The sequence below is a fragment of the Streptomyces sp. URMC 127 genome, from assembly GCF_051386535.1.
Taxonomy (GTDB): domain Bacteria; phylum Actinomycetota; class Actinomycetes; order Streptomycetales; family Streptomycetaceae; genus Streptomyces.
Genome location: NZ_JBPQTW010000084.1, coordinates 1 through 20,538, shown reverse-complemented (window position 1 = coordinate 20,538; position 20,538 = coordinate 1). Strand labels below are relative to the sequence as shown.

The 20,538-nt window shown below is 75.0% G+C and carries 14 protein-coding genes and 1 other RNA gene; 11 read left to right on the top strand and 4 right to left on the bottom strand.

The window, feature by feature from the left end; all coding sequences use genetic code 11:
* Positions 1 to 12: 12 nt before the first annotated feature.
* Positions 13 to 1,386 carry an ABC transporter substrate-binding protein gene (locus ACSNOH_RS18310; RefSeq protein ID WP_436722428.1) on the bottom strand — a complete coding sequence of 458 codons (1,374 nt, stop codon included), beginning with the start codon at positions 1,384 to 1,386 and terminating at the stop codon, positions 13 to 15.
* Between the two features lie 199 nt (positions 1,387 to 1,585).
* The gene (locus ACSNOH_RS18305) at positions 1,586 to 5,497 is read right to left on the bottom strand and encodes an FtsK/SpoIIIE domain-containing protein (protein ID WP_436722427.1); all 3,912 of its coding nucleotides are present in this window, start codon (positions 5,495 to 5,497) and stop codon (positions 1,586 to 1,588) included.
* A gap of 501 nt (positions 5,498 to 5,998) precedes the next feature.
* Between ACSNOH_RS18305 and ACSNOH_RS18300 the strand changes: the two genes are divergently transcribed.
* The 4 genes from ACSNOH_RS18300 (at position 5,999) to ACSNOH_RS18285 (ending at position 12,379) form a co-directional block, all read left to right on the top strand.
* Entirely contained in the window at positions 5,999 to 7,873 is a 1,875-nt protein-coding gene (locus tag ACSNOH_RS18300; protein ID WP_436722426.1) for a serine/threonine-protein kinase, read from the top strand.
* 112 nt (positions 7,874 to 7,985) lie between these two features.
* Positions 7,986 to 9,254 carry a serine/threonine-protein kinase gene (locus ACSNOH_RS18295; protein ID WP_436722425.1) on the top strand — a complete coding sequence of 423 codons (1,269 nt, stop codon included), beginning with the start codon at positions 7,986 to 7,988 and terminating at the stop codon, positions 9,252 to 9,254.
* A gap of 632 nt (positions 9,255 to 9,886) precedes the next feature.
* The gene (gene prfB / locus ACSNOH_RS18290; RefSeq protein WP_436722424.1) at positions 9,887 to 11,002 is read left to right on the top strand and encodes a peptide chain release factor 2; all 1,116 of its coding nucleotides are present in this window, start codon (positions 9,887 to 9,889) and stop codon (positions 11,000 to 11,002) included.
* Positions 11,003 to 11,245: 243 nt separating this feature from the next.
* Positions 11,246 to 12,379 (top strand): hypothetical protein, encoded by a 1,134-nt coding sequence (locus tag ACSNOH_RS18285; protein WP_436722423.1) that lies wholly within the window; start codon positions 11,246 to 11,248, stop codon positions 12,377 to 12,379.
* A 149-nt stretch (positions 12,380 to 12,528) separates the two neighbouring features.
* Here ACSNOH_RS18285 and ACSNOH_RS18280 read toward each other — a convergent pair whose 3' ends face one another.
* Positions 12,529 to 12,723 (bottom strand): hypothetical protein, encoded by a 195-nt coding sequence (locus tag ACSNOH_RS18280; protein WP_436722422.1) that lies wholly within the window; start codon positions 12,721 to 12,723, stop codon positions 12,529 to 12,531.
* A gap of 257 nt (positions 12,724 to 12,980) precedes the next feature.
* On the opposite strand from ACSNOH_RS18280, the gene ftsE reads away from it, so the two are divergent.
* From ftsE to ACSNOH_RS18250, 6 genes are all read left to right on the top strand, one after another.
* Positions 12,981 to 13,670, top strand: coding sequence for a cell division ATP-binding protein FtsE (gene ftsE / locus ACSNOH_RS18275; protein WP_436722421.1), 690 nt, complete (start codon positions 12,981 to 12,983; stop codon positions 13,668 to 13,670).
* Positions 13,671 to 13,679: 9 nt separating this feature from the next.
* Complete coding sequence (ftsX, locus tag ACSNOH_RS18270; RefSeq protein WP_106682122.1) at positions 13,680 to 14,594, top strand: permease-like cell division protein FtsX; 915 nt, start codon at positions 13,680 to 13,682, stop codon at positions 14,592 to 14,594.
* Positions 14,595 to 14,661: 67 nt separating this feature from the next.
* Positions 14,662 to 15,921 (top strand): S41 family peptidase, encoded by a 1,260-nt coding sequence (locus tag ACSNOH_RS18265; RefSeq protein WP_436722420.1) that lies wholly within the window; start codon positions 14,662 to 14,664, stop codon positions 15,919 to 15,921.
* 18 nt (positions 15,922 to 15,939) lie between these two features.
* Entirely contained in the window at positions 15,940 to 16,443 is a 504-nt protein-coding gene (gene smpB / locus ACSNOH_RS18260) for an SsrA-binding protein SmpB (protein WP_436722419.1), read from the top strand.
* 110 nt (positions 16,444 to 16,553) lie between these two features.
* Positions 16,554 to 16,923, top strand: a transfer-messenger RNA (tmRNA) gene (gene ssrA / locus ACSNOH_RS18255).
* A gap of 215 nt (positions 16,924 to 17,138) precedes the next feature.
* Positions 17,139 to 18,323 carry a hypothetical protein gene (locus ACSNOH_RS18250; protein WP_436722418.1) on the top strand — a complete coding sequence of 395 codons (1,185 nt, stop codon included), beginning with the start codon at positions 17,139 to 17,141 and terminating at the stop codon, positions 18,321 to 18,323.
* Here ACSNOH_RS18250 and ACSNOH_RS18245 read toward each other — a convergent pair.
* The gene (locus tag ACSNOH_RS18245; RefSeq protein WP_436722417.1) at positions 18,274 to 19,491 is read right to left on the bottom strand and encodes an MFS transporter; all 1,218 of its coding nucleotides are present in this window, start codon (positions 19,489 to 19,491) and stop codon (positions 18,274 to 18,276) included. The two genes, ACSNOH_RS18250 and ACSNOH_RS18245, sit on opposite strands and share 50 nt — an antisense overlap.
* 84 nt (positions 19,492 to 19,575) lie before the next feature.
* Here ACSNOH_RS18245 and ACSNOH_RS18240 point away from each other — a divergent pair, with 84 nt between their 5' ends.
* The gene (locus tag ACSNOH_RS18240) at positions 19,576 to 20,535 is read left to right on the top strand and encodes a LysR family transcriptional regulator (protein WP_436722416.1); all 960 of its coding nucleotides are present in this window, start codon (positions 19,576 to 19,578) and stop codon (positions 20,533 to 20,535) included.
* The last annotated feature ends 3 nt before the right edge of the window (positions 20,536 to 20,538 follow it).

The following is a 20,538-nucleotide window of genomic DNA, read 5'->3' as shown; positions in this document are numbered from 1 at the left end:
GCGGGCCTCCCGTCAGCTCTTGAACGCCTTGGCCGCGTCGGACTCCAGCCGCTGCTGGATGCCCGCCACGTCAGCGGGGTCCTTCAGGAAGTCCTGGAGGGCCTTCCACTCGCCCTGGCCCGGCTTGCCGCCGAACGAGGCGGGCGCCAGATCGGACATGTCGAAGCGGAAGTCGTCGCCCGCCGCCACCACGGCCCGCGCGATCGAGCGCAGCACGTCGTCGGGGTAGGCGGCGAGGTCCAGGTTCTTGTTCGCGGACAGGAAGCCGCCCTGCCCGGCCCACACCTGCGCCGCGTCGGGCGAGGCGAGGAAGGTGAGCAGGGCCTGCGCCGCCGGGCCGTCCTTCAGCGCCACCCCCACGTCGCCGCCGGTCACCACCGGCGGTTTCGCCCCCACCGCGGGGAACGGGAAGACCTTGGCCTCCTTGCCGATCCGCGCCCCGGCCCCGGCCACGTTGGCCGCCGCGAAGTCGCCCTCGAAGACCATGGCGGCCTTCGGCTCCTCCCCGCCGGTGAACGTCTGCGTGACCGAGGTGGGGAACTGCGTCTGCAGCGCCCCCTCGTTGCCGTCCGCCAGCAGGCCCTTCCCGCCGAAGAGCCGCCCGAGCGCCGTCAGGGCGTCCTTCACGGACGGGTCCGTCCACGGGATCCGGTGCTGCGCCAGCTGGTCGTACTTCTCGGGGCCCGCCTGGGAAAGGTAGACGTTCTCGAACCAGTCGGTGAGCGTCCAGCCGTCCGCCCCGCCCACCGAGACCGCCGGGATGCCGTAGTCGGCGACGAGCTGCGCGGTGCTCAGGAACTCCGGCCAGGTCTTCGGCTCCTTCGCCCCGGCCCCGTCGAAGACGCCGGTGTTGTACCAGACCAGGGACTTGTTGCTGACCTTGAAGTAGACGCCGTAGCGCTTGCCCCCGTACGAGCCGAGGTCCTGCCACCCCTTGGTGAAGTTCTTGCCCAGCTCGGCCGCGGCCTCGCCGCCCAGCGGCTTGAGCCAGCCCTTCTGCGCGAACTCGCGCAGCGCCCCGGGCTGCTGCAGCATCGCCACGTCCGGCGGGTCACCGCCCGCGATCTTCGAGCCGACGAACGCGGACATGTCGTCGCCGCTGGGCACGTAGGCCACCTCGGCGCCCGTCCGCCGGGAGAACTCCTGCAGGACCTTCGTGAAGCCCTTCTGCTCGGCGCCCGTCCAGACCGCCGTCACCTTCAGCTTCTGCCCGCCCAGCTTCGGGAGCGCCACCGTCTGCCGGATCGCGTCCGGCGCGCCCCGGCCCGGCGGCCCGCCGTCGTCCCCGCCGTCGCCGCACCCCGCGGCCGACAGGGCCAGGGCCCCGGCCGCGAGGAGCGCCAGCGCGCTGCGCGCCCCGCGCACCGAACGAAGCGATGTCCGCATAGCCGCCCCTCCCGTACGAGCTCCCCGCCGGCGGCCGCCGCACGTCGGCCCCGCATCCGCGCCCGCCTCCCGTGCGACAGTCCTACGCCCGCCCGGGATCCGCCGCAATACCGCCATCGGGCGCAATTCACCGATCGTGACCGGGCTGTGATGCGCCGTCACCTGCGCCGGGCGCGCGGACGCGGCGCGCGGGCCCGCCTCACAGCAGCGGTGGCGCGGCCTCCGCCCCGGCCGACTGCGCGGCGCGCTGCAGGGCGCTCGCGAGCAGCGCCAGGTCCGTCGGGCCGTTGCCCAGCTCGCGCACCGGGCGCCGGGCCGGCGGGTCGCCCATGCGCTGCCAGTCGATGGCCACGACCGTCGGGCGCAGCGTCGCCGTCCGCGGGATGCGGCCCGTCACCCGGCCCGCCTGGAACGGAGTCGTCGCGTCGTCGTCCGGCCGCATCAGCCGGCCGCGGCCCGGCGCCGGCTCGCCCGCGCCGCTCCCGTCGCCCGGCGTGCCGTCCGCCGACGGCGGGGCGATCTCCAGCGTCGCGCGCAGCCCGGCCCGCTCCACCGCCGCCGTGTCGGCCGTGCGGTCCGGGCGGCCGGACGCCGCCACCAGGTGCACGCCGAGCCGCTCGCCGTCCCGGGCCACGGCCTCCAGCGCCCGCACCACCGAACCGGCCGACGGCCGGCCCGTGCTGCCCAGGGCCGGGGCCACCAGCGCGTCGAAGTCGTCCACCAGCACCACCAGGCGCGGCAGCGCCGTCTGCGCCGTGAGCGAGGGTCCGTCCTTCTGCGTCCGCAGCTTGAGCGTCCCCGTCGGCACGGACTCCAGGTCGCCCGAGCCGTCCGCCGGGCGCCGGGGAGCGACCACCTGCGCGGCGGACGCCGCCGCGTGCTGCGTGTGCCAGGCCGTGAAGTCGAGCCTGCCCAGCAGCTCCGCGCGCCGCTTGAGCTCCGAGGTGAGCGCCTGGGCGAACTCCCGCATCCGCACCGGGTCCGCGGCCGCCAGATACGTCGACACGTGCGGCAGGTCCGTGCACAGCCGCAGCCCCTCGCCGCGCTCCGCGCCCGCGCCGTCCACCAGGACCAGCGAGAGCCGGTCGGGCCGGTCCGCCGCCGCCAGCGACGCGGCCAGCGAGCGCAGCAGCTCCGTCTTGCCGCTGCCCGCGCAGCCCTCCACCAGCAGGTGCGGGCCGTCCGCCGCCAGGTCCACGGCCAGCGGCCCGTGCGGGCCCGCGCCCAGCACCGCGACCGCCCGGCCGCCCGGCCGCGCGCCGCGGTCCGTGGCCGCCGCCCAGCGGGCCGTCAGGGACGCCGGAGTCGCCCGCGCCAGGCCCAGCTCGTCCAGCAGGCGCGCGCTGCGCGGCAGCGCCGCCGCCACGCGCGCGGCCGCCCCGCCCGCCACGCCGTCCGCCATCCGCAGCGGCGCCAGCGCCCGCGCGAACCGCTCGGCCCACGCGCGCGACACCCCGTCCACGGCCGCGATCACGGCCGGACCGGACGGCGCCTCGGCCTCGGCCGCGGCGTCGCTCTGCGCCGCGGCGTGCTGCACCGGGGCCCGGTGGATCACCTGCACCACCGTGGCCACGTCGCCGCTCAGCAGCGCCACCGCGCCGCAGTACGGGAACGCCGGGGCCGCCGCACGGGCCGCCGCCAGCGTCGCCGGCACCGGGGAGGCGGGCGTCGTCGCCGGCGCGTCCGCCAGGCACAGCAGGTGGATGCCCGCCGCCGGGCCGCCCACCGCCAGCCGGGACACCGTCTCCCGCAGCTCCGCCGAACCCGGATCGCCGTCCACGATCACCACCGTGTACGGCCCGGAGTGCCGCCCCGCCGCGGCCGCCACCGCCGCGGGGGCCGCCGCGGCCCAGTGCGGGCCCAGCGGGCCCTCGTCCAGGCGCCGCACCAGCTCCGCCGTGCGCGCCGCGGCCTGCTCCCGGTCGTAGGCGACCAGCAGCCGGCAGTCCTGCCCGCGCACCGGGCGCAGCTGCGGCAGCCAGCCCAGCCACGACCACTCCGCCAGGCGCTCCTCGACCGGGCGCGCCCGGTCCGCGCTGATCAGCACGAACTCCAGCGACGCCGGGGCGTGCAGCGCCGCCAGCTGCGCCAGCACGGAGCGGGCCAGCGCCGACAGGCGCGCCCGCGGGCCCGCGAGCCCCAGCGAACCGGTCTCGCGCAGCGCCACCGTCACCGGCACGGAGGGCAGCAGGGCGCCGCTCCCGGCCGAGTGCCGGTCCGCCGTGCCCAGCCGTACGGTCAGCAGATCGGGGTGGCCCTGCCCGCGCTCCCACAGCCGGGGGCCGGGGCCGAGCGCCGTGAGCAGCGTCTCGGCGGGGTCCGGCCAGCGCTCGCGCAGCGCGGCGGCCTCGGCGCGGGCCTGCTCCTCGGCGGCCGCGTCGTCCTCGGGGCCGCCCCACGCGTCACCGTCGGCGCCCCGGGCGCCGCCGCGGCCACCGGCGAGCCGCCGGGCCCACGCGCCTATGCCGCGTCCGCGGGCCCGCTTGCCGGCGTCGCCGGGACGGCCGGAATCGCCCGCGGGGGCGGAGTGAGGGATGCCGGCGGGTCTGTTGATGTCACCGGTGCCGTGACCGGTGTGACCGCCTTCCTGCGGGCCGGCCGTGGGGACGCCGCCGGGGTGCCCGTACCGGCCCTTTCCACCCGGGCCGCCGCCGGGGCCGCCCTCCGCGCTCCCCGCTCCGTACGGATCGCCGGGCCGCCCGGCACGGCCGGCAGTCTCGGCTCCGCTTGCCGTTCTGTACGGGTCCGCGCCGTCCCCCTGAAGCGGTCCGTGACCGGAGTGACCGTGCCCGGACACGCTCCCGCCGAAGCCGCCGGCCTGTCCCGTACGCCCCGCCGCGCTCGCGTCGTTCACCGCCCCGTACGGATCGGCACCGTAGTCCTGTGCGGACCGGGCGCCGCTGAGGCCGCCGGCCTGTCCCGTACGTCCCGCCGCGCCCGCGCCGCCGTCCTGCCCGGGAAGGGCTCCGGCTCCGCCGAAGCCGACGGCCCGGCCCGTACCTCCCGCCGGTCCCGTTCCGCTTGCCGTCCCGCGCGGGGGCGTGCTGCCGTCCTGGGCGGAGGCGCCCGCCCAGGACGGGCGGGCGGAGCCGGGAGCCGCGGCGCCGGACGGGCCCGGCTGGGCCGGGACCCGGACCGTCAGGCCGCCGGCGCTCGCGTCCCGCAGGGCGAAGCCGCGGCCGCCGTGCGTCACCGGGTCCTCGGAACCGGAGCCGGCCGGGGCCGCGCCGCGGCCGCCGGAGTCCGGGCCGGCCGCCGGGCCCGCCGCGCCCGTCACACCTGCCGGCGCGCCCAGCCACGCGCCGCGCACCGGCGGGGCGACCGCGCCCGCCGGGGACGCCCCCGGGACGCTGCCGCCCACGCGCAGGTGGCCCTCGCCGTCGGGCACGGCCGGCAGGACGCGCGGGGCGGGGCTTGCCGCGCTTGCTGTGCTTGCTGCGTTCCGGGCGTTCCCCGCGCTGTCCGCTGCCTCCGCTGGCTCCGCGGCGTGCAGGCTCAGCACCGACTCGCCCACCCGCAGCAGCTCCCCGGCGGGGAACCGCACCGGCTCCGCGCCGACCGGCTCGCCCGCGAGCACGGTCCCGTTCGTGGAGCCCAGGTCCCGCAGCGTGACCGTGCCGTCGTCGTGGAGGGCGACCGCGCAGTGCAGCCGGGAGACGTCGGGGTCGTCCAGCGGGATGCCGGCCGTCGCGGAGCGGCCCACGTGCACTTCGCCGCCGTGCAGCAGGTGCACGCCGCCCGCGTCCGGCCCGGAGACGACGTGGAGCCGCGCGGCGGCCTCCGGCACGCCGGACATCAGCACGCCGGCGTGCCGCTCGGGGTCGGCCGGGACGGACAGGGACAGGACGGCGCCGTCGACCAGCGGCGGCTCGCCGAGCGCGGTGCGCTGCGGGTCGAGCCGCTCGGCCCCGGCGTAGACGACGACGGCCCCCGTGCCGAGGTCGCAGCCGGCCGCCGCCGCGGCCGCCGCCAGGCCGCTGGCCACCCCGGCCAGGGCGGTCCCCGCGGGGGCGGTCACCAGCACGTCGCAGGCACAGGTCGCCGCGGGCACGGCGGGCGCAGTGGTGTGGTGGCCGCTGAGCGGCCCGAGGACGGTCAGCCTGATCTGCATCGCCGTCAACGGTCCCTTCTGCCCCGGTGCGTACAGGTCACCACGGCGCGCGGAACGTACCGGAAGCACCGGCCCCGCCCCTCCGCATCGTGCTGGCAGCATCCTCGCACCTGCCGGGGACGACGCGCCCGGCGACGGCCAATTCGTGATCTTGAACGACCGGGGGAGGGTGTGAAGAAAGCGGAAGGTGATCGAATCGTGCCGGGGTCGCCTCGCGATCGGTTCGATATCGACTTAAGAGCGTCTGCTTTCGAACGCGTCGTACAGATTTTCTTTCGCTCGGGGAGCGGCACGGGCGTGGCGGGAACGCGTCCGCGACCCGGCTCACGGGCCTTCCGCGCGCCGCGCGGCAACCAACCGCCCGCGACCCGCGTCTTCCTCCCAGCCCCGCGGATTCGGCGAACCGGAGGTCCGGACGACCGCACTACAGTGGGCGGAAGGCCGGGCACGAAAGAGGCCATCGCAAAGCATGACGACGATGACGACCAGGGAGCGCATGACGTGCGGCCTGTAGGCAGCAAGTACCTGCTCGAGGAGGTGCTCGGCCGCGGAGCGACCGGCACCGTCTGGCGAGCACGCCAGCGGGAGGCCGCGGGCGCCGAGGCGGCCGTGTCCGGCGCGCCCGGCGAGACCGTCGCGATCAAGGTGCTCAAGGAGGAGCTGGCCAACGACGCGGACGTCGTGATGCGCTTCCTGCGCGAGCGCTCCGTCCTGCTCCGGCTCACGCACCCCAACATCGTCCGCACCCGCGACCTCGTCGTCGAGGGCGATCTGCTCGCCCTGGTCATGGACCTCGTCGACGGCCCGGACCTGCACCACTACCTGCGCGACAACGGCCCCTTCACGCCGGTCGCCGCCTCCCTGCTCACCGCGCAGATCGCCGACGCGCTCGCCGCCAGCCACGCCGACGGCATCGTCCACCGGGACCTCAAGCCCGCCAACGTGCTCCTGCGGAGCGACGGCGGCCAGATGCACCCGATGCTCACCGACTTCGGCATCGCGCGCCTCGCGGACTCCCCGGGCCTGACCCGTACCCACGAGTTCGTCGGCACGCCCGCCTACGTCGCGCCCGAGTCCGCCGAGGGCCGCCCGCAGACCTCGGCCGTCGACATCTACGGCGCCGGCATCCTGCTGTACGAGCTGGTCACCGGCCGCCCGCCGTTCGCCGGCGCGACCGCCCTCGAAGTGCTCCACCAGCACCTCAGCTCCGAGCCGCGCCGCCCCACCACCGTCCCCGAGCCCCTGTGGACGGTCATAGAGCGCTGCCTGCGCAAGCGGCCCGAGGAGCGGCCCGGCGCGGAGAACCTGGCCCGGGCGCTGCGCGTCGTCGCCGCGGGCGTCGGCGTGCACGCCTCCCCGGAGCAGGCCGAGGCCGCCCTCGGGGTCGCCGGGCTGCTCGCGCCCGATCCGGAGCCGGCCGTCGTGCCCGGCACCGGCCAGGGCTCCGGCCACGGCCGTGGCGCGGGTGACGCCGACCCCACCCAGGTGCTGCCGTCGACGGGCCCGTCCGGTTCCGGTTCGTACGACCCGAACGCCGCCACCAGCCTCCTGCCGCACACCCCCGCCGGGGGCAACGGCCCGGGCTCCGGCCCCGACGCCGACGCCACGCGCGTCATGCCGGCCGGCTCCGGCCCGAACGGCTCCGCCGACCCGACCCGCGCCATGCCGCCCGTGCCGCCGCTGCCGCCCGAGGGCGACGGCGGGCACCCCTGGCAGACCCAGCTGCGCGCCGCGCGCGACCGCAACGACCAGACCCAGGTGCAGTACCTCGACCCGAGCGAGGACCCGCTGCGCCGCCGCCCCCAGCGGCGGCCCGGACAGCCCCAGCAGCCGCCGCAGGGCGACGCTCCGGGCGGGCAGGGCTACGGCCAGGGGCGCGGTCAGCAGGGCTACGGGCAGCAGGGTTACGGACAGCAGGGCTACGGGCAGCAGCAGTACGCCCCTCAGCCGCCCCAGGGCCACCGGCCGCCGCCTCCGCAGCACTACACCGCGCCGCCCCAGTCGTACGCCCCGCAGCAGCCGCAGGCCGCGCCGCCGTCCCGCAGACAGCAGCGTCAGCAGCCGCGCTACCAGCAGCCGCCGGCGCCGGCCCCGCAGCCGCAGCCGTACGCCCCCGAGCCGGCTCCCCGCCGGGAGCCGCGGCCGCCGCGGCAGCGCAGTGCCAACCCGATGCGGATCCCCGGGCTTGGCTGCCTCAAGGGCTGCCTGTTCATGATCGTCATCCTGGTCATCGGCGCGTGGCTCGTCTGGGAATTCACTCCCTTGAAGGACTGGGTCGCCGACGGCAAGAGCTTCTGGGACGCCGCCTGGGACTGGGTCACGGACGTCAAGGACTGGATCTCCGGGCTCGCCTCGAACTCCTCCTCGGGCACATGACCAGGTAATCGATTTGTCGACACCCGGGGGGCGTTTTACGCCTCCGGGGTGAGCGTTGGCAGTAGCTTGGTCGCCAGCGCGCCTGTCGGAGACGAGGAGTCGGGGAACAGTCTTGGCACGGAAGATCGGCAGCCGGTACACCGCCCACCAGGTCCTCGGCCGGGGCAGCGCGGGCACCGTGTGGCTCGGCGAGGGGCCCGAGGGCCCGGTCGCCATCAAGCTCCTGCGCGAGGATCTCGCCTCCGACCAGGAGCTCGTCGGCCGGTTCGTCCAGGAGCGCGCCGCGCTCCTCGGTCTCGACCACCCGCACGTCGTCGGGGTCCGCGACCTCGTCGTCGACGGCGCCGACCTCGCCCTGGTCATGGACCTCATCCGGGGCACGGACCTGCGCACCCGGCTCGACCGCGAGCGGCGGCTCGCGCCCGAGGCCGCGGTCGCCATCGTCGCCGACGTCGCCGACGGGCTCGCCGCCGCGCACGCGGCCGGGATCGTCCACCGCGACGTCAAGCCCGAGAACGTCCTGCTCGACATGCAGGGCCCGCTCGGGCCCGGCGGCGCGCACCCCGCGCTGCTCACCGACTTCGGCATCGCCCGCCTCGTCGACGCCCCCCGGCCCGCCCGGGAAGGCGGCCGCGGGACCGGCCCCCGCAGCGTCATCGGCACGCCCGACTACCTCGCCCCCGAGATCATCGAGGGGCTGCCGCCGCGGGCCTCCGTCGACGTCTACGCCCTCGCCACCGTCCTGTACGAGCTGCTGGCCGGTTTCACGCCCTTCGGCGGCGGGCACCCCGGCGCGGTGCTGCGGCGGCACGTCACCGAGACCGTCGCCCCGCTGCCCGGCATCCCCGACGAGCTGTGGCAGCTCCTCGTGCAGTGCCTGGCCAAGGGGCCCGCGTCCCGGCTGCGCGCCTCCGAGCTCGCCGCGCGCCTGAGGGAGCTGCTGCCCGGGCTCGCCGGGATACCGCCCCTCGACATCGACGAGCCGGACGACGGGGCCGGCGCCGACGGCGGCCCCGTCGCTGCGGAGGACGCGGCCTCCGTGCCCGCCGCGGCGGAGCGGCGGCGGGGCGTCGTGCCGCTCGTTCCGGGTGCGGTCTCGGACTCCAGCCGCGACACGCACACGAGCATGCGCGTGCCCACGCCCGCCGAGCTCGCGGGCGGCGCCCACGGCACGGCCCGCGCGCCGCGCGCCGCCGGCCAGCGCCGCGCCGGCTCCGCCCGGCACCGCTCCCCGGCGGAACTGCGCCGCCGCCGCATCCGCCTCGGCGCGGCCGCGGTGGCCCTGGCGGCCGCGGCGGGGGTGGGCGGCTGGTTCGCCACGGTCGACCACGACGCGAGCGAAACAAAACCGGGCATCCACCACCCGGACCCCCAACGCTGAGACCGCCACCGCGGCGGAGCGGGCTGCGGTGAACCCGCCGCCGCGGCGCGGGCGAGGCCTAAGGGGGCGTGCCCCCTTTGTATCCGCCGCCGCGGCGCTCGGCCCCCGCGGTGGTGTCCGGCGGTGCCGTCCCCGGCCCGGGGCCGCTGGGCACCGCCGGTCTGCGCCGTCGTGGTTGATCGCCGTCGCGGCGGAGCTAGGTGCTCGGCGCTGCCGGCGGGGGAGGCCTGCGGGCCTGTGCGGTGCGCGGCATCCTCGCCGACCAAGGGGGCGGCCCCCTTGTATCCGCCGCCGCGGCGCTCGGCCCCCGCCGTGGTGTCCGGCGGTGCCGGACCGTCCTCGGCCTGGGGCCGGCCGGGCGCCGCCGGTCTACGTCGTCGTGGTTGATCGCCGTCGCGGCGGGGGTGAGGTGCCCGGCGCTGACGGAGGGGAAGCCTAAGGGGGCGTGCCCCCTTGTATCCGCCGCCGCGGCGCCCGGCCCCCCGCCCTGGTGTCCGGCGGTGCCGGACCGTCCCCGGCCCGGGGGCGGCGGGGCACCGCCGCAGTGAGGGTGTGGCGCGCAGCACACTCGCCGGGCGTCCCGCACGGGCCGCGCGCATCGGGAAGCGCGGCGCAGCCGTTAGGCTGGGTGCGTGGCAGTCGTTGACGTATCCGAAGAGCTGAAGTCCCTCTCCTCGACCATGGGGTCGATCGAGGCCGTCCTGGACCTCGACAGGATGAGGGCCGACATCGCCGTGCTCGAGGAGCAGGCGGCCGCCCCGTCCCTGTGGGACGACCCGGAGGCGGCGCAGAAGATCACGAGCCAGCTGTCGCACCTCCAGGCGGAGCTGCGCAAGACCGAGGCCCTCCGCGGCCGCATCGACGACCTCGGGGTGCTCTTCGAGCTCGCCGAGGCCGAGGACGACGCCGACGCCCTCGCCGAGGCCGAGGCCGAGCTCGCCTCCGTCCGCAAGGCGCTGGACGAGATGGAGGTCCGCACCCTCCTCTCCGGCGAGTACGACTCCCGCGAGGCCCTCGTCAACATCCGCGCCGAGGCCGGCGGCGTCGACGCCTCCGACTTCGCCGAGCGCCTGCAGCGCATGTACCTGCGCTGGGCCGAGCGCCACGGCTACAAGACCGAGGTCTACGAGACGTCCTACGCCGAAGAGGCCGGCATCAAGTCGACCACCTTCGCCGTCCAGGCCCCGTACGCGTACGGCACCCTCTCCGTCGAGCAGGGCACCCACCGCCTCGTGCGCATCTCGCCCTTCGACAACCAGGGCCGCCGCCAGACGTCCTTCGCCGGCGTCGAGGTGCTCCCGGTGGTCGAGCAGACCGACCACGTCGAGATCGACGAGTCCGACCTCCGCGTCGACGTCTACCGCTCCTCCGGCCCCGGCGGCCAGGGCGTCAACACCACCGACTCCGCGGTGCGCCTGACCCACATCCCCACCGGCATCGTCGTCTCCTGCCAGAACGAGCGCTCGCAGATCCAGAACAAGGCGACCGCCATGAACGTCCTCCAGGCCAAGCTCCTCGAGCGCCGCCGCCAGGAGGAGCAGGCCAAGATGGACGCGCTCAAGGGCGACGGCGGCAACTCCTGGGGCAACCAGATGCGTTCGTACGTCCTGCACCCGTACCAGATGGTCAAGGACCTCCGTACGGAGTTCGAGGTCGGTAACCCCACCTCCGTCCTCGACGGCGACATCGACGGCTTCCTGGAGGCCGGGATCCGCTGGCGCAAGCAGCAGGAGCAGCAGGAGAAGTAGCCCCAAGGGCCTCCATAGCAGGACAACCTCCCCCGCATCCGGCTTGACGCTGCGTCAAAAACTGGCAAGGCTGACGAGCGGCACGCGTAGCACCGGGGCGCGTGTGGCGGGGGCGAGCGGCCCGGACGACAGTGCCGCCGCATCACACGGCCGGTCCGCCCGGCCGTGCCAGGCCTCCAGTAGCGCCACCGCCCCGTGCGGAGCTGCTCCAATGACGAGTGAGCTACTGGGGGTAGCAGGCATATGACGAAGAAGACGCGACTGCGCGTCGCGCGGATAGCCGCCGGCGCGGTGGTCGCCGCAGGCGCTTCGCTGACCGCCGCCGGCGCGGCATCGGCCGCCGGCGTCAACGTCCAGGTCGCGGGTGTCGGTGTGAAGGCGGGCGTCCACGCCGTCGCCTCGCCCGACGACCCGGACCAGATCCCGCAGCCGCCCACGGGCGGCACCACGGGCAGCACCGGTAGCACGGGCAGCACGGGTAGCACGGGCTCCACCGGTTCCACGGGCGAGACCGGTTCCACCGGCAGCACGGGCTCCACCGGCTCGACCGGCAGCACCGGCTCCACGGGTTCGACCGGCTCGACCGGCTCGACCGGCTCGACGGGTTCCACCGGCAGCATCGGCGGCTCCGGCGAGACCACCGGCAGCTCGGGCTCCACCGGTTCGACGGGCTCCACCGGGTCCACGGGTTCGACCGGCTCGACCGGCTCGACCGGTTCCACGGGTACGACCGGCAGCACGGGCTCCACGGGCGAGACCGGTTCCACCGGCAGCACCGGCTCGACGGGTTCCACGGGCAGCACCGGCTCGACGGGCTCCACCGGTTCCACGGGTTCGACCGGCAGCACCGGGTCGACGGGTTCCACGGGTTCGACCGGCTCCACCGGCAGCACGGGCTCCACGGGCAGCACCGGTTCGACCGGCAGCTCCGGCAGCACCGGCTCCACGGGTTCCACCGGCAGCACGGGTAGCACCGGCTCCACCGGTTCCACGGGCAGCACCGGTTCCACCGGCAGCACCGGCTCCACCGGCGGTGACGACCACGGCTCCACCGGCGGCGACCAGAGCGGCACCTCCGCCACCGGCGGCTCCGGCAGCACCGGCTCCACGGGCGGCTCCGCCGCCACCGGCGGCAGTGACTCCGGTGACCAGGGCAAGGTCTGCCCCGTGGACACCAGCAGCAACTGCAACAACACGGACACCGACAGCGCGGGCGCCAAGCCCGTGCAGGAGGCCAAGCCGAAGGAGCAGCTGGCCGAGACCGGTGCCTCCCAGACCGGTTTCCTGGTGATCGGTGCCGCGACGATGATCGCGGGCGGCGTCGGCTTCCGGCTCCTGCCCCGCCTCATGACCCGCGGCGCGGGCGCGACCGCCTGACCAGCACGACCGGCCTGACCGGGCCGACCGGCCCGGTCAGCTCGATCGGCTAGGCACACGGAAGGGGGCCGGAGCGCTCAGCGCTCCGGGCCCCTTTTTCACGTTTATGCACATCGCAGGCACGCGCATGACCACGCGTGACCGCGCGCCTACCCCGCGAATCCCTGTACGAGCACGGCTACCGCGACCAGCGCCACCAGCAGCGCGATCAGCGCCGCGGGCGTCAGGCCGGCGAAGATGCCGTCCTGCTGCTGCAGCCGCTCCCTGCTGGCCCGGCACACCGGGCAGCGCCCCTCGCTGACGGGGCCCGCGCAGTTGGCGCACACCAGTCGGTCGCATGTCATGCGATCTCCTCCTCCGGTACGTCCAACGCGCGGGGGAGCCGGGCGGTTCCCCCCTACCACTCTGCCAGCTTCCCCGGCGAACGGCGCGTGCGGGCCGATTGTCCTCGTTTTGTCCCCGAACATGACGGTAATAAACGCGCCGACCCCCGCCGCTGCCTGCGCGTGCACGGCTCGTTCGCGTATGGTCACGCACACCGAACGGGAGCCGCCTGCGCGGCGGTCCGTGCCCCCTATCCAGGTCGACGCGTGGTGCACTCGTGATCCGATTCGACAACGTCTCCAAGTCCTACCCGAAGCAGAACCGTCCGGCGCTCCGCGACGTCTCGCTCGAGATCGAGAAAGGCGAGTTCGTCTTCCTGGTCGGCTCCTCGGGCTCGGGCAAGTCCACCTTCCTGAGGCTGCTGCTCCGCGAGGAACGCGCGAGCGCCGGGCAGGTGCACGTGCTGGGCAAGGACCTGGCCCGGCTGTCCAACTGGAAGGTGCCCCACATGCGCCGCCAGCTGGGCACGGTCTTCCAGGACTTCCGGCTGCTGCCCAACAAGACCGTCAGCGAGAACGTCGCCTTCGCGCTGGAGGTGATCGGCAAGCCGCGCGGGGAGATCAGGAAGGCCGTCCCGCAGGTGCTGGAGCTGGTGGGGCTGGGCGGCAAGGAGGACCGCCGGCCGGGCGAGCTCTCCGGCGGCGAGCAGCAGCGCGTGGCGATCGCCCGGGCGTTCGTCAACCGCCCGATGCTGCTGATCGCGGACGAGCCGACGGGCAACCTCGACCCGCAGACCTCGGTGGGCATCATGAAGCTGCTCGACCGGATCAACCGGACCGGGACCACGGTCATCATGGCCACCCACGACCAGCAGATCGTGGACCAGATGCGCAAGCGCGTCATCGAATTGGAAAAGGGCCGCCTCGTACGCGACCAGTCGCGCGGCGTGTACGGCTACCAGCACTGAAAGGACGCCATGCGCGCCCAGTTCGTCCTCTCGGAGATCGGCGTCGGTCTCCGCCGCAATCTCACGATGACTTTCGCGGTGATCGTCTCCGTGGCGCTCTCGCTCGCCCTCTTCGGCGGCTCCCTGCTCATGCGCGAGCAGGCCAGCACGATGAAGGGGTACTGGTACGACAAGGTCAACGTCTCGATCTACCTCTGCAACAAGACCGACGCGGAGTCCTTCCCGTCCTGCGCCAAGGGAGCGGCGACGGAGGACCAGAAGAAGGAGATCCGCGCCGACCTGGAGAAGATGAGCGTCGTCCAGAAGGTCCAGTTCGAGACGGCCGACGAGGCGTACAAGCACTACAAGGAGCAGTTCGACAAGAAGTCGCCGATCGCGGGCTTCGTCACGCCGGACCAGATGCAGGAGTCCTTCCGCGTCAAGCTCAAGGACCCCACCAAGTTCGAGGTCATCTCGACCGCCTTCTCCCAGCGCCCGGGCGTGCAGATGGTGCAGGACCAGAAGGACGTCCTGTCCAACCTCTTCAACCTGGTCAACGGCATGAACTACGCGGCGCTCGGCGTGATGGCGCTCATGCTCGTCGTCGCGCTGATGCTGATCGTCAACACCGTCCGCGTCTCCGCGTTCAGCCGCCGCCGGGAGACCGGGATCATGCGGCTGGTCGGCGCGTCCAGCTTCTACATCCAGATCCCGTTCATCATGGAGGCCGCCTTCGCGGGGCTGCTCGGCGCGGGTCTGGCGTGCGTGCTGCTCGTCGCCGGCCACTACTTCCTCGTGAACAACTGGCTGGTCGACCAGATCGACCTCATCCAGTTCATCGGCTGGGACGCCGTCCTGGCCAAGCTGCCGCTGGTGCTCGCCATCGGGCTGCTGATGCCCGCGCTGGCCGCCTTCGCGGCGCTGCGCAAGTACCTCAAGGTGTGACATGGGCCAAGGGCGCCGTACGGTCAACTCCCCGTACGGCGCGCCCTCGTGTCCTAGACTCACGCGCATGCCCGGCCCGTCGATGTTCCACCCGCAGCGCCGCGCCCGCCGCGGCGCGGCGCTGACACTGGTCTTCGCGGGCGTGCTGGCCACCGGCGCCGCGGCCGGCTCCTGGAGCGCCGACGGCCGGGACGGCCGGAAGCCGCCGGAAGCCCGCGCCGCCTCCCGCACCGCGGCCAGACCCGCGGACCGCGCCGTCGCGGCCGAGGAGCGCCCCGGCGACGGCGGGGGCGCCCCGGTCGACCGCAGCGAGGTCGAGGCCGCCGCGGCCCGTGCCGTCGAGGACGGCAAGTCCGCCACGGAGGCCGCCGCCGAGGTCGTCGGCCGCAGCGGCGACCGCTGGAGCGCCGTCTACAGCGCCCGCGAGTACGAAGGCCTGGAGCGCGCCCTGAACGGCACGTACATCGGCGTCGGCATCTCCGCGCGCCGCGCCGCCGGAGGCCGCACCGAAGTCGACAGCGTGCGCCCCGGCAGCCCCGCCGACCGGGCCGGCCTCCGCTCCGGCGACCGGCTGCGCAGCATCGACGGCACGCCCGTCGACGGCCGGCCCGTCACCGACGTCGTCGCGCTCCTCCGGGGCGACACCAACGCCTGGCCCGGCCCGGGCACGCCCGTGCGGATCGGCGTCGAGCGCGCGGGCCGCAGCTGGGAGCGCACGCTCCACCGGGAGCGGCTGGCCACCGAGAGCGTCACGGTCGAGCGCCTCGCCCCGGGCGGGACCGCGGGCAAGGCAGCCGTACGGATCAAGGTCGGCTCGTTCACCCGGGGCACCGGCGAGCAGGTGCGGGCGGCGGCCGCGGAGGCCCTGCCGGGCGAGGGCATCCTCCTCGACCTCCGGGGAAACTCGGGCGGCCTCGTCGACGAGGCGGTCACGGCCGCCTCCGCCTTCCTCGACGGCGGCCTCGTCGCCACCTACGACGTCCAGGGCAGCCAGCGCGCCCTGGAGGCCCGCGCCGGCGGCGCCACGCCCCTGCCGCTCGTCGTCCTCGTCGACGGCGGCACGATGAGCGCCGCCGAGCTCCTCGCCGGCGCCCTGCAGGACCGCGGCCGGGCGGTCCTCGCCGGCACGCCGACCTTCGGCAAGGGCTCCGTGCAGATGCCGAGCCGCCTTGCGGACGGCTCCGTCGCCGAGCTCACCGTCGGCCACTACCGCACCCCCGCCGGGCGCGCCGTCGACGGCCGGGGCCTCGCCCCCGACCTGCTGGTCCTCGGCGACGCGGAGGAGCGGGCCCGCACGGTATTGAGTGGCCTCGGGGGCGGGTCCTAGTGCGAGAATGGCGGCGCTATGGCTAAAGACAAGAAAGAGACGGGGCGCAAGCTCGTCGCGCAGAACAAGAAGGCGCGGCACGACTACCACCTCCTGACCACGTACGAGTGCGGCATGGTCCTCACCGGCACGGAGGTCAAGTCGCTGCGCCAGGGCCGGGCCTCCCTGGTCGACGGCTTCGTGCAGATCGACGGCGGCGAGGCCTGGCTGCACAACGTCCACGTCCCGGAGTACAGCCAGGGCACGTGGACCAACCACAGCGCCCGGCGCAAGCGAAAGCTGCTCATGCACCGGGCCGAGATCGACAAGCTCGAGTCCAAGGCGCAGGAGAGCGGTCACACGATCGTGCCGCTGGCCCTGTACTTCAAGGACGGCCGGGCGAAGGTCGAGATCGCCCTCGCCAAGGGCAAGAAGGAGTACGACAAGCGGCAGACCCTGCGCGAGAAGCAGGACCTGCGCGAGTCGAACCGCGCGATCGCCGCGGCGCGGCGCCGGCAGCGGGCGTCCGCTGCGCGGGGCTGACCCCGGCGGGCGGCTGCCGGGGAATACGCTGGCACCGTCGGGCGTTGGTCACGTACGATGGTGCGTAGCACTCGGGATGGTGTCCGGTGCGCACTTTGAAAAATCAACATGGGGATGATCGGTTTCGACAGCGGATGTCGAAGCAGGGGAAGCGAGCCGAGGAAGCGGCAATGATCTCGTAAACCATATGTCGCAACCAATAATCGCCAACACCAAGCGCGATTCCTTCGCCCTCGCTGCCTAAGTAGCGACTTGCGAAGTGTCAGCCCGGGGCTGTTCCCGACCCGGATCCTGGCATCAGCTAGGGAACTAAACCACTAGGCCCGGTCACGGGGGCTGGTGGGAAATCAAACAGTGACTGAGCCCGTCGGAGACTTGTCCGCGTGATCTCCGGGGCCGAGAAAATCGCAGCGGACTGCGCTCGGAGAAGCCCTGATTCTGCACCGTTGGACGCGGGTTCGATTCCCGCCATCTCCACGGACGAACGGGTGGACCCTGCTCGCAGAGTGCGCGAGCCGGGTTCGTCCGCCGTATCTCTGGGGGTATGACCCCCAGACCCCCTCATCCCATGTGGGCAAAGGCCCCTGATCTGCGGAAACGCGGATCAGGGGCCTTTGTCATGCCTGCCGTGGCAACCAACCAGCCGCGCCGGCCCTCTTTCCTTGTGACGCTCCACGACGAGGGGTGGTGGCCCGGTGAACCGGACGCGTACGGCGGCGGCCGCCGTGCTGGCCCTGTGGCTCGTCGGCGGTGCCGTCCCGGCGTCCGCCGACGACGGGAACGGCACCGTCCACGTGCTCCTCAACAGCGCCTACGACAACCGCCCCGGCGAGCTCGTCGACATAGAGGTGCAGGGCGTCCGCGAGCGGGGCGACGTCACCGTCTCCTCGCCCGTCTTCCCGCACCCCGTCCGGCTCGCGCCGCGGGAGCACGCCCACCACGGGCGCCCGGCCATCGCGATGACCACCGGGCCCGGCACGTATCCGCTGACCGTCCGGGCGGGCGGCCGGGTCGTCGCCGAGGACCGCGTCGAGGTGAAGCCGTCGCGGCGGCCGGTCTTCACGGCGGCCTTGCCCGGCGAGGTGCTGCGGCCGGGGGAGCGGCTGTGGGTGTCCTACGACGACCTGTACCCGGGGGAGACCGGGCAGTCCTTCACCGTGCGCTCGCCCGCCTTCCGCAAGGAGGTGCGGCTGGCCCACGACCCGTCGAGCGCGGACTGGAACAACCCGCGGTTCTTCTCCGGCTCGGCCGAGCTGCCGCCGGGCGTCCGCGACGGCACGTACAAGGTGACGCTGTACGGGCCGGGCGGGCGCGTCGTCGACGAGAAGCCGCTGACCGTGCGGGCGGCCCGGCCCGGCGACCGCGACTACACCGGCCGGGCGCGCGGGCCCGCCTTCTTCGGCACCTCGCCGGCGTCCGGGCCGGAGGACGCCCGCGAGCGCGGGCACCGGGTCGCGGCCGGCGGCACCGTCAACGTCCTCTGGCGCGACCGGGCGCCCGACCCGGGCGAGGAGGAGCGGCTGACGGCCACGTCGCCGGCGTTCGAGCGGCCGGTGCGGCTGCGGCGGGACGACAGCAAGGCGGGCGACGGGGACGACCCGCGCTACTTCGCGCCCGCGCGGATCCGGCCGGGCCTCGCGCCCGGGACGTACGCGGTGACCGTGGCCAGCCACCACGGGCGGGTACGGAAGGTGGCGCATCTGGAGGTCACCGCTGCCTCCGCGACGAGCGGGGGCTCCGGGACTGGTGGCGCCTCCGGAGCCACTGCGGCCTATGTGGCCGGTGGGACCACCGGCGGGGTCCTCGCGGCCGCGGGCGTCGGGGCGTTCCTCAGGCGGCGGGCCGCGCGGCGAGCGCTCGGCGGCCCGCCGTCGCCATGAGCAGGGCGGTCGCCGCGGCGGTGGCCGGTACGGCGTAGGCCGCCGGGCCCGCGTGCTCCACGGCGTATCCGCCGGCAGCCGAGCCGGCCGCTATGCCGGCGAGCAGGCCGGTCACGGCCAGCGTCATGCCCTCGTTGAGGCTGCCGGGCGGGGTCAGGTCCTGGACGAGGTTCATGCCCGTGACCATGGTCGGCGCCGTGGCCATGCCCGCGAGGAGCAGTGCGGCGGCGAGGGCGGGGAGGCCGCCGCCCGCGGTCGTCGCCGCGAGCGGCAGCAGGGCGAGCGCGGCCATCGCCGCCAGGCAGCGGGGGAAGCGGGCGGCCGCGGGGGACGCGGGGCGCGTCAGCCCGTAGAGGAGGCCGGCCGCGCAGGAGCCCGCGGCCTGCAGGGCCAGGACGGCTCCGGCGGCCGGGCGGTGGCCCTCGGCGTCGGCGAAGCCGATCGTGACGACCTCCAGGGAGCCGAACAGCGCGCCCGTGCAGAGGAAGACCGCCAGGACCGCGGCCAGGCCGGGGTTCCCGCGGAGCGGCGAGCGCGGGCGGCCGGGCCGGGCGGACACGGGCGGCTCGGTGCGCTTCTGCGCGGAGAAGAGCACGGCGCCGGTCAGGAACATCAGCGCGGCGGCGAGCGTGCCCGCCTCCGGGAAGAAGGACGTGCACAGGAACGTCGCGAGGACCGGGCCGAGCATGAAGCACGCCTCGTCCGCGGCCTGCTCGAAGGCGTTGGCGGTGTGCAGGGCGGCCGGGTCGGTGCGCAGGAGGTGGGACCAGCGGGCGCGCGACATGCCGCCGGTGTTGGGGGTGGTCGCGGTCGCCGCGTAGGCGGCGAACAGGGTCCAGGCGGGTGCGCCGCTGTGCACGCAGAGCACCAGCGTGAGCGAGCCGAGGGCGGCCAGGGAGGCGGCGGGGACGGTGACGCGGGCCTGGCCGTAACGGTCCACGAGCCGGGCCGTCCACGGGCCGGCGACCGCCGTCGCGGCGAGGCCCGTCGCGGTGACGGCGCCGGCGAGCGCGTACGAGCCGCGGGCGGCGGAGATCATCAGGACGGCGCTGACGCCGAACATGCCCATGGGGAGGCGGGCGAGGAGGTTCCAGGCGGTGAAGGCGCGGGCGCCGGGCACGGCGAAGAGACGGGCGTACGGGGTCAGGGCGTGGGGGTGCGGGGACATGGACCGAGCTTCACGCCGGGCCGGGCGCGCGGTCCAACACCTGATCGGTCGCCATTCACGCGGATCTGTAGTTGACTGCGGCCCGTGCCGTACGACATAGAACCGCGGCTGCTGCGGGCGTTCACCGTGGTCGCCGAGGAACTCCACTTCACCCGGGCGGCGGCCCGGCTGTTCACCGCCCAGCAGGCGCTGAGCCGGGACGTCCGGCGGCTCGAACAGCGGCTGGGCAGCGAGCTGTTCGCCCGGACGACGCGTCAGGTCACGCTCACCGCGGAAGGGGAGCGGCTGCTGCCGTACGCGCGGCGGGTCCTCGCCGCGCACGAGGAGCTCGACGCGGCCTGGGCGCGGGAGGAACGGCCGCTGACCGTGGACTGCGCGGCCACGGTCGGCACGGGGTGGCAGGTGCTGACCGCTGCGCGCGGGGCGGCGCCGGAACACGAGCTGGTGGCGCGCTTCCACAGTGGGCTCACGGGCGCGGCCGGCGAGATCCTCGCGGGGCGGCTCGACGTCTCCTTCGGGCGCGTGGGCGGCCTGGACCCGGCGGTGCGGGGGCGGCTGGAGCACTGCCCCGTGCGGTACGAGCCGATGGCGGTGCTCCTGCCCGAAGAGCACCGGCTGGCTGCCCTGCCGGAGGTGCCGCTGGACTCCCTCGCGGGGGAGACGCTCTACGCCGCCGCCGGCAACCCGGCCACCGCCGAGTGGACGGACCTCGCCGAGCGGCTCTTCGAGGGGCGGGGCATCGGGATCGCGGCGCCGTTCCCGGAGATCGAGGGGAAGGGGGAGTTCGTGCGGGTGGTGCGGCGGCGGGGGTGGTCGGTGCTGGCGAGCGTGGAGTTCATCGACGTCCCGGGGATGGTCCTGCGGCCCCTCGCCGACCCGGTGCCGCTGTCCCCGGTCTCGATGGTCTGGCGCCGGGGCCTGCGCCATCCGGCGCTCACGTCCTTGCGGACGGTGGTGACGTCTTTGTCCACAGAACGCTCATGGCTGACCCGCCCGCCGGGCTCATGGCTCCCACCGGGGGACGCGGCGCTGATGGGGGGCTAGGGG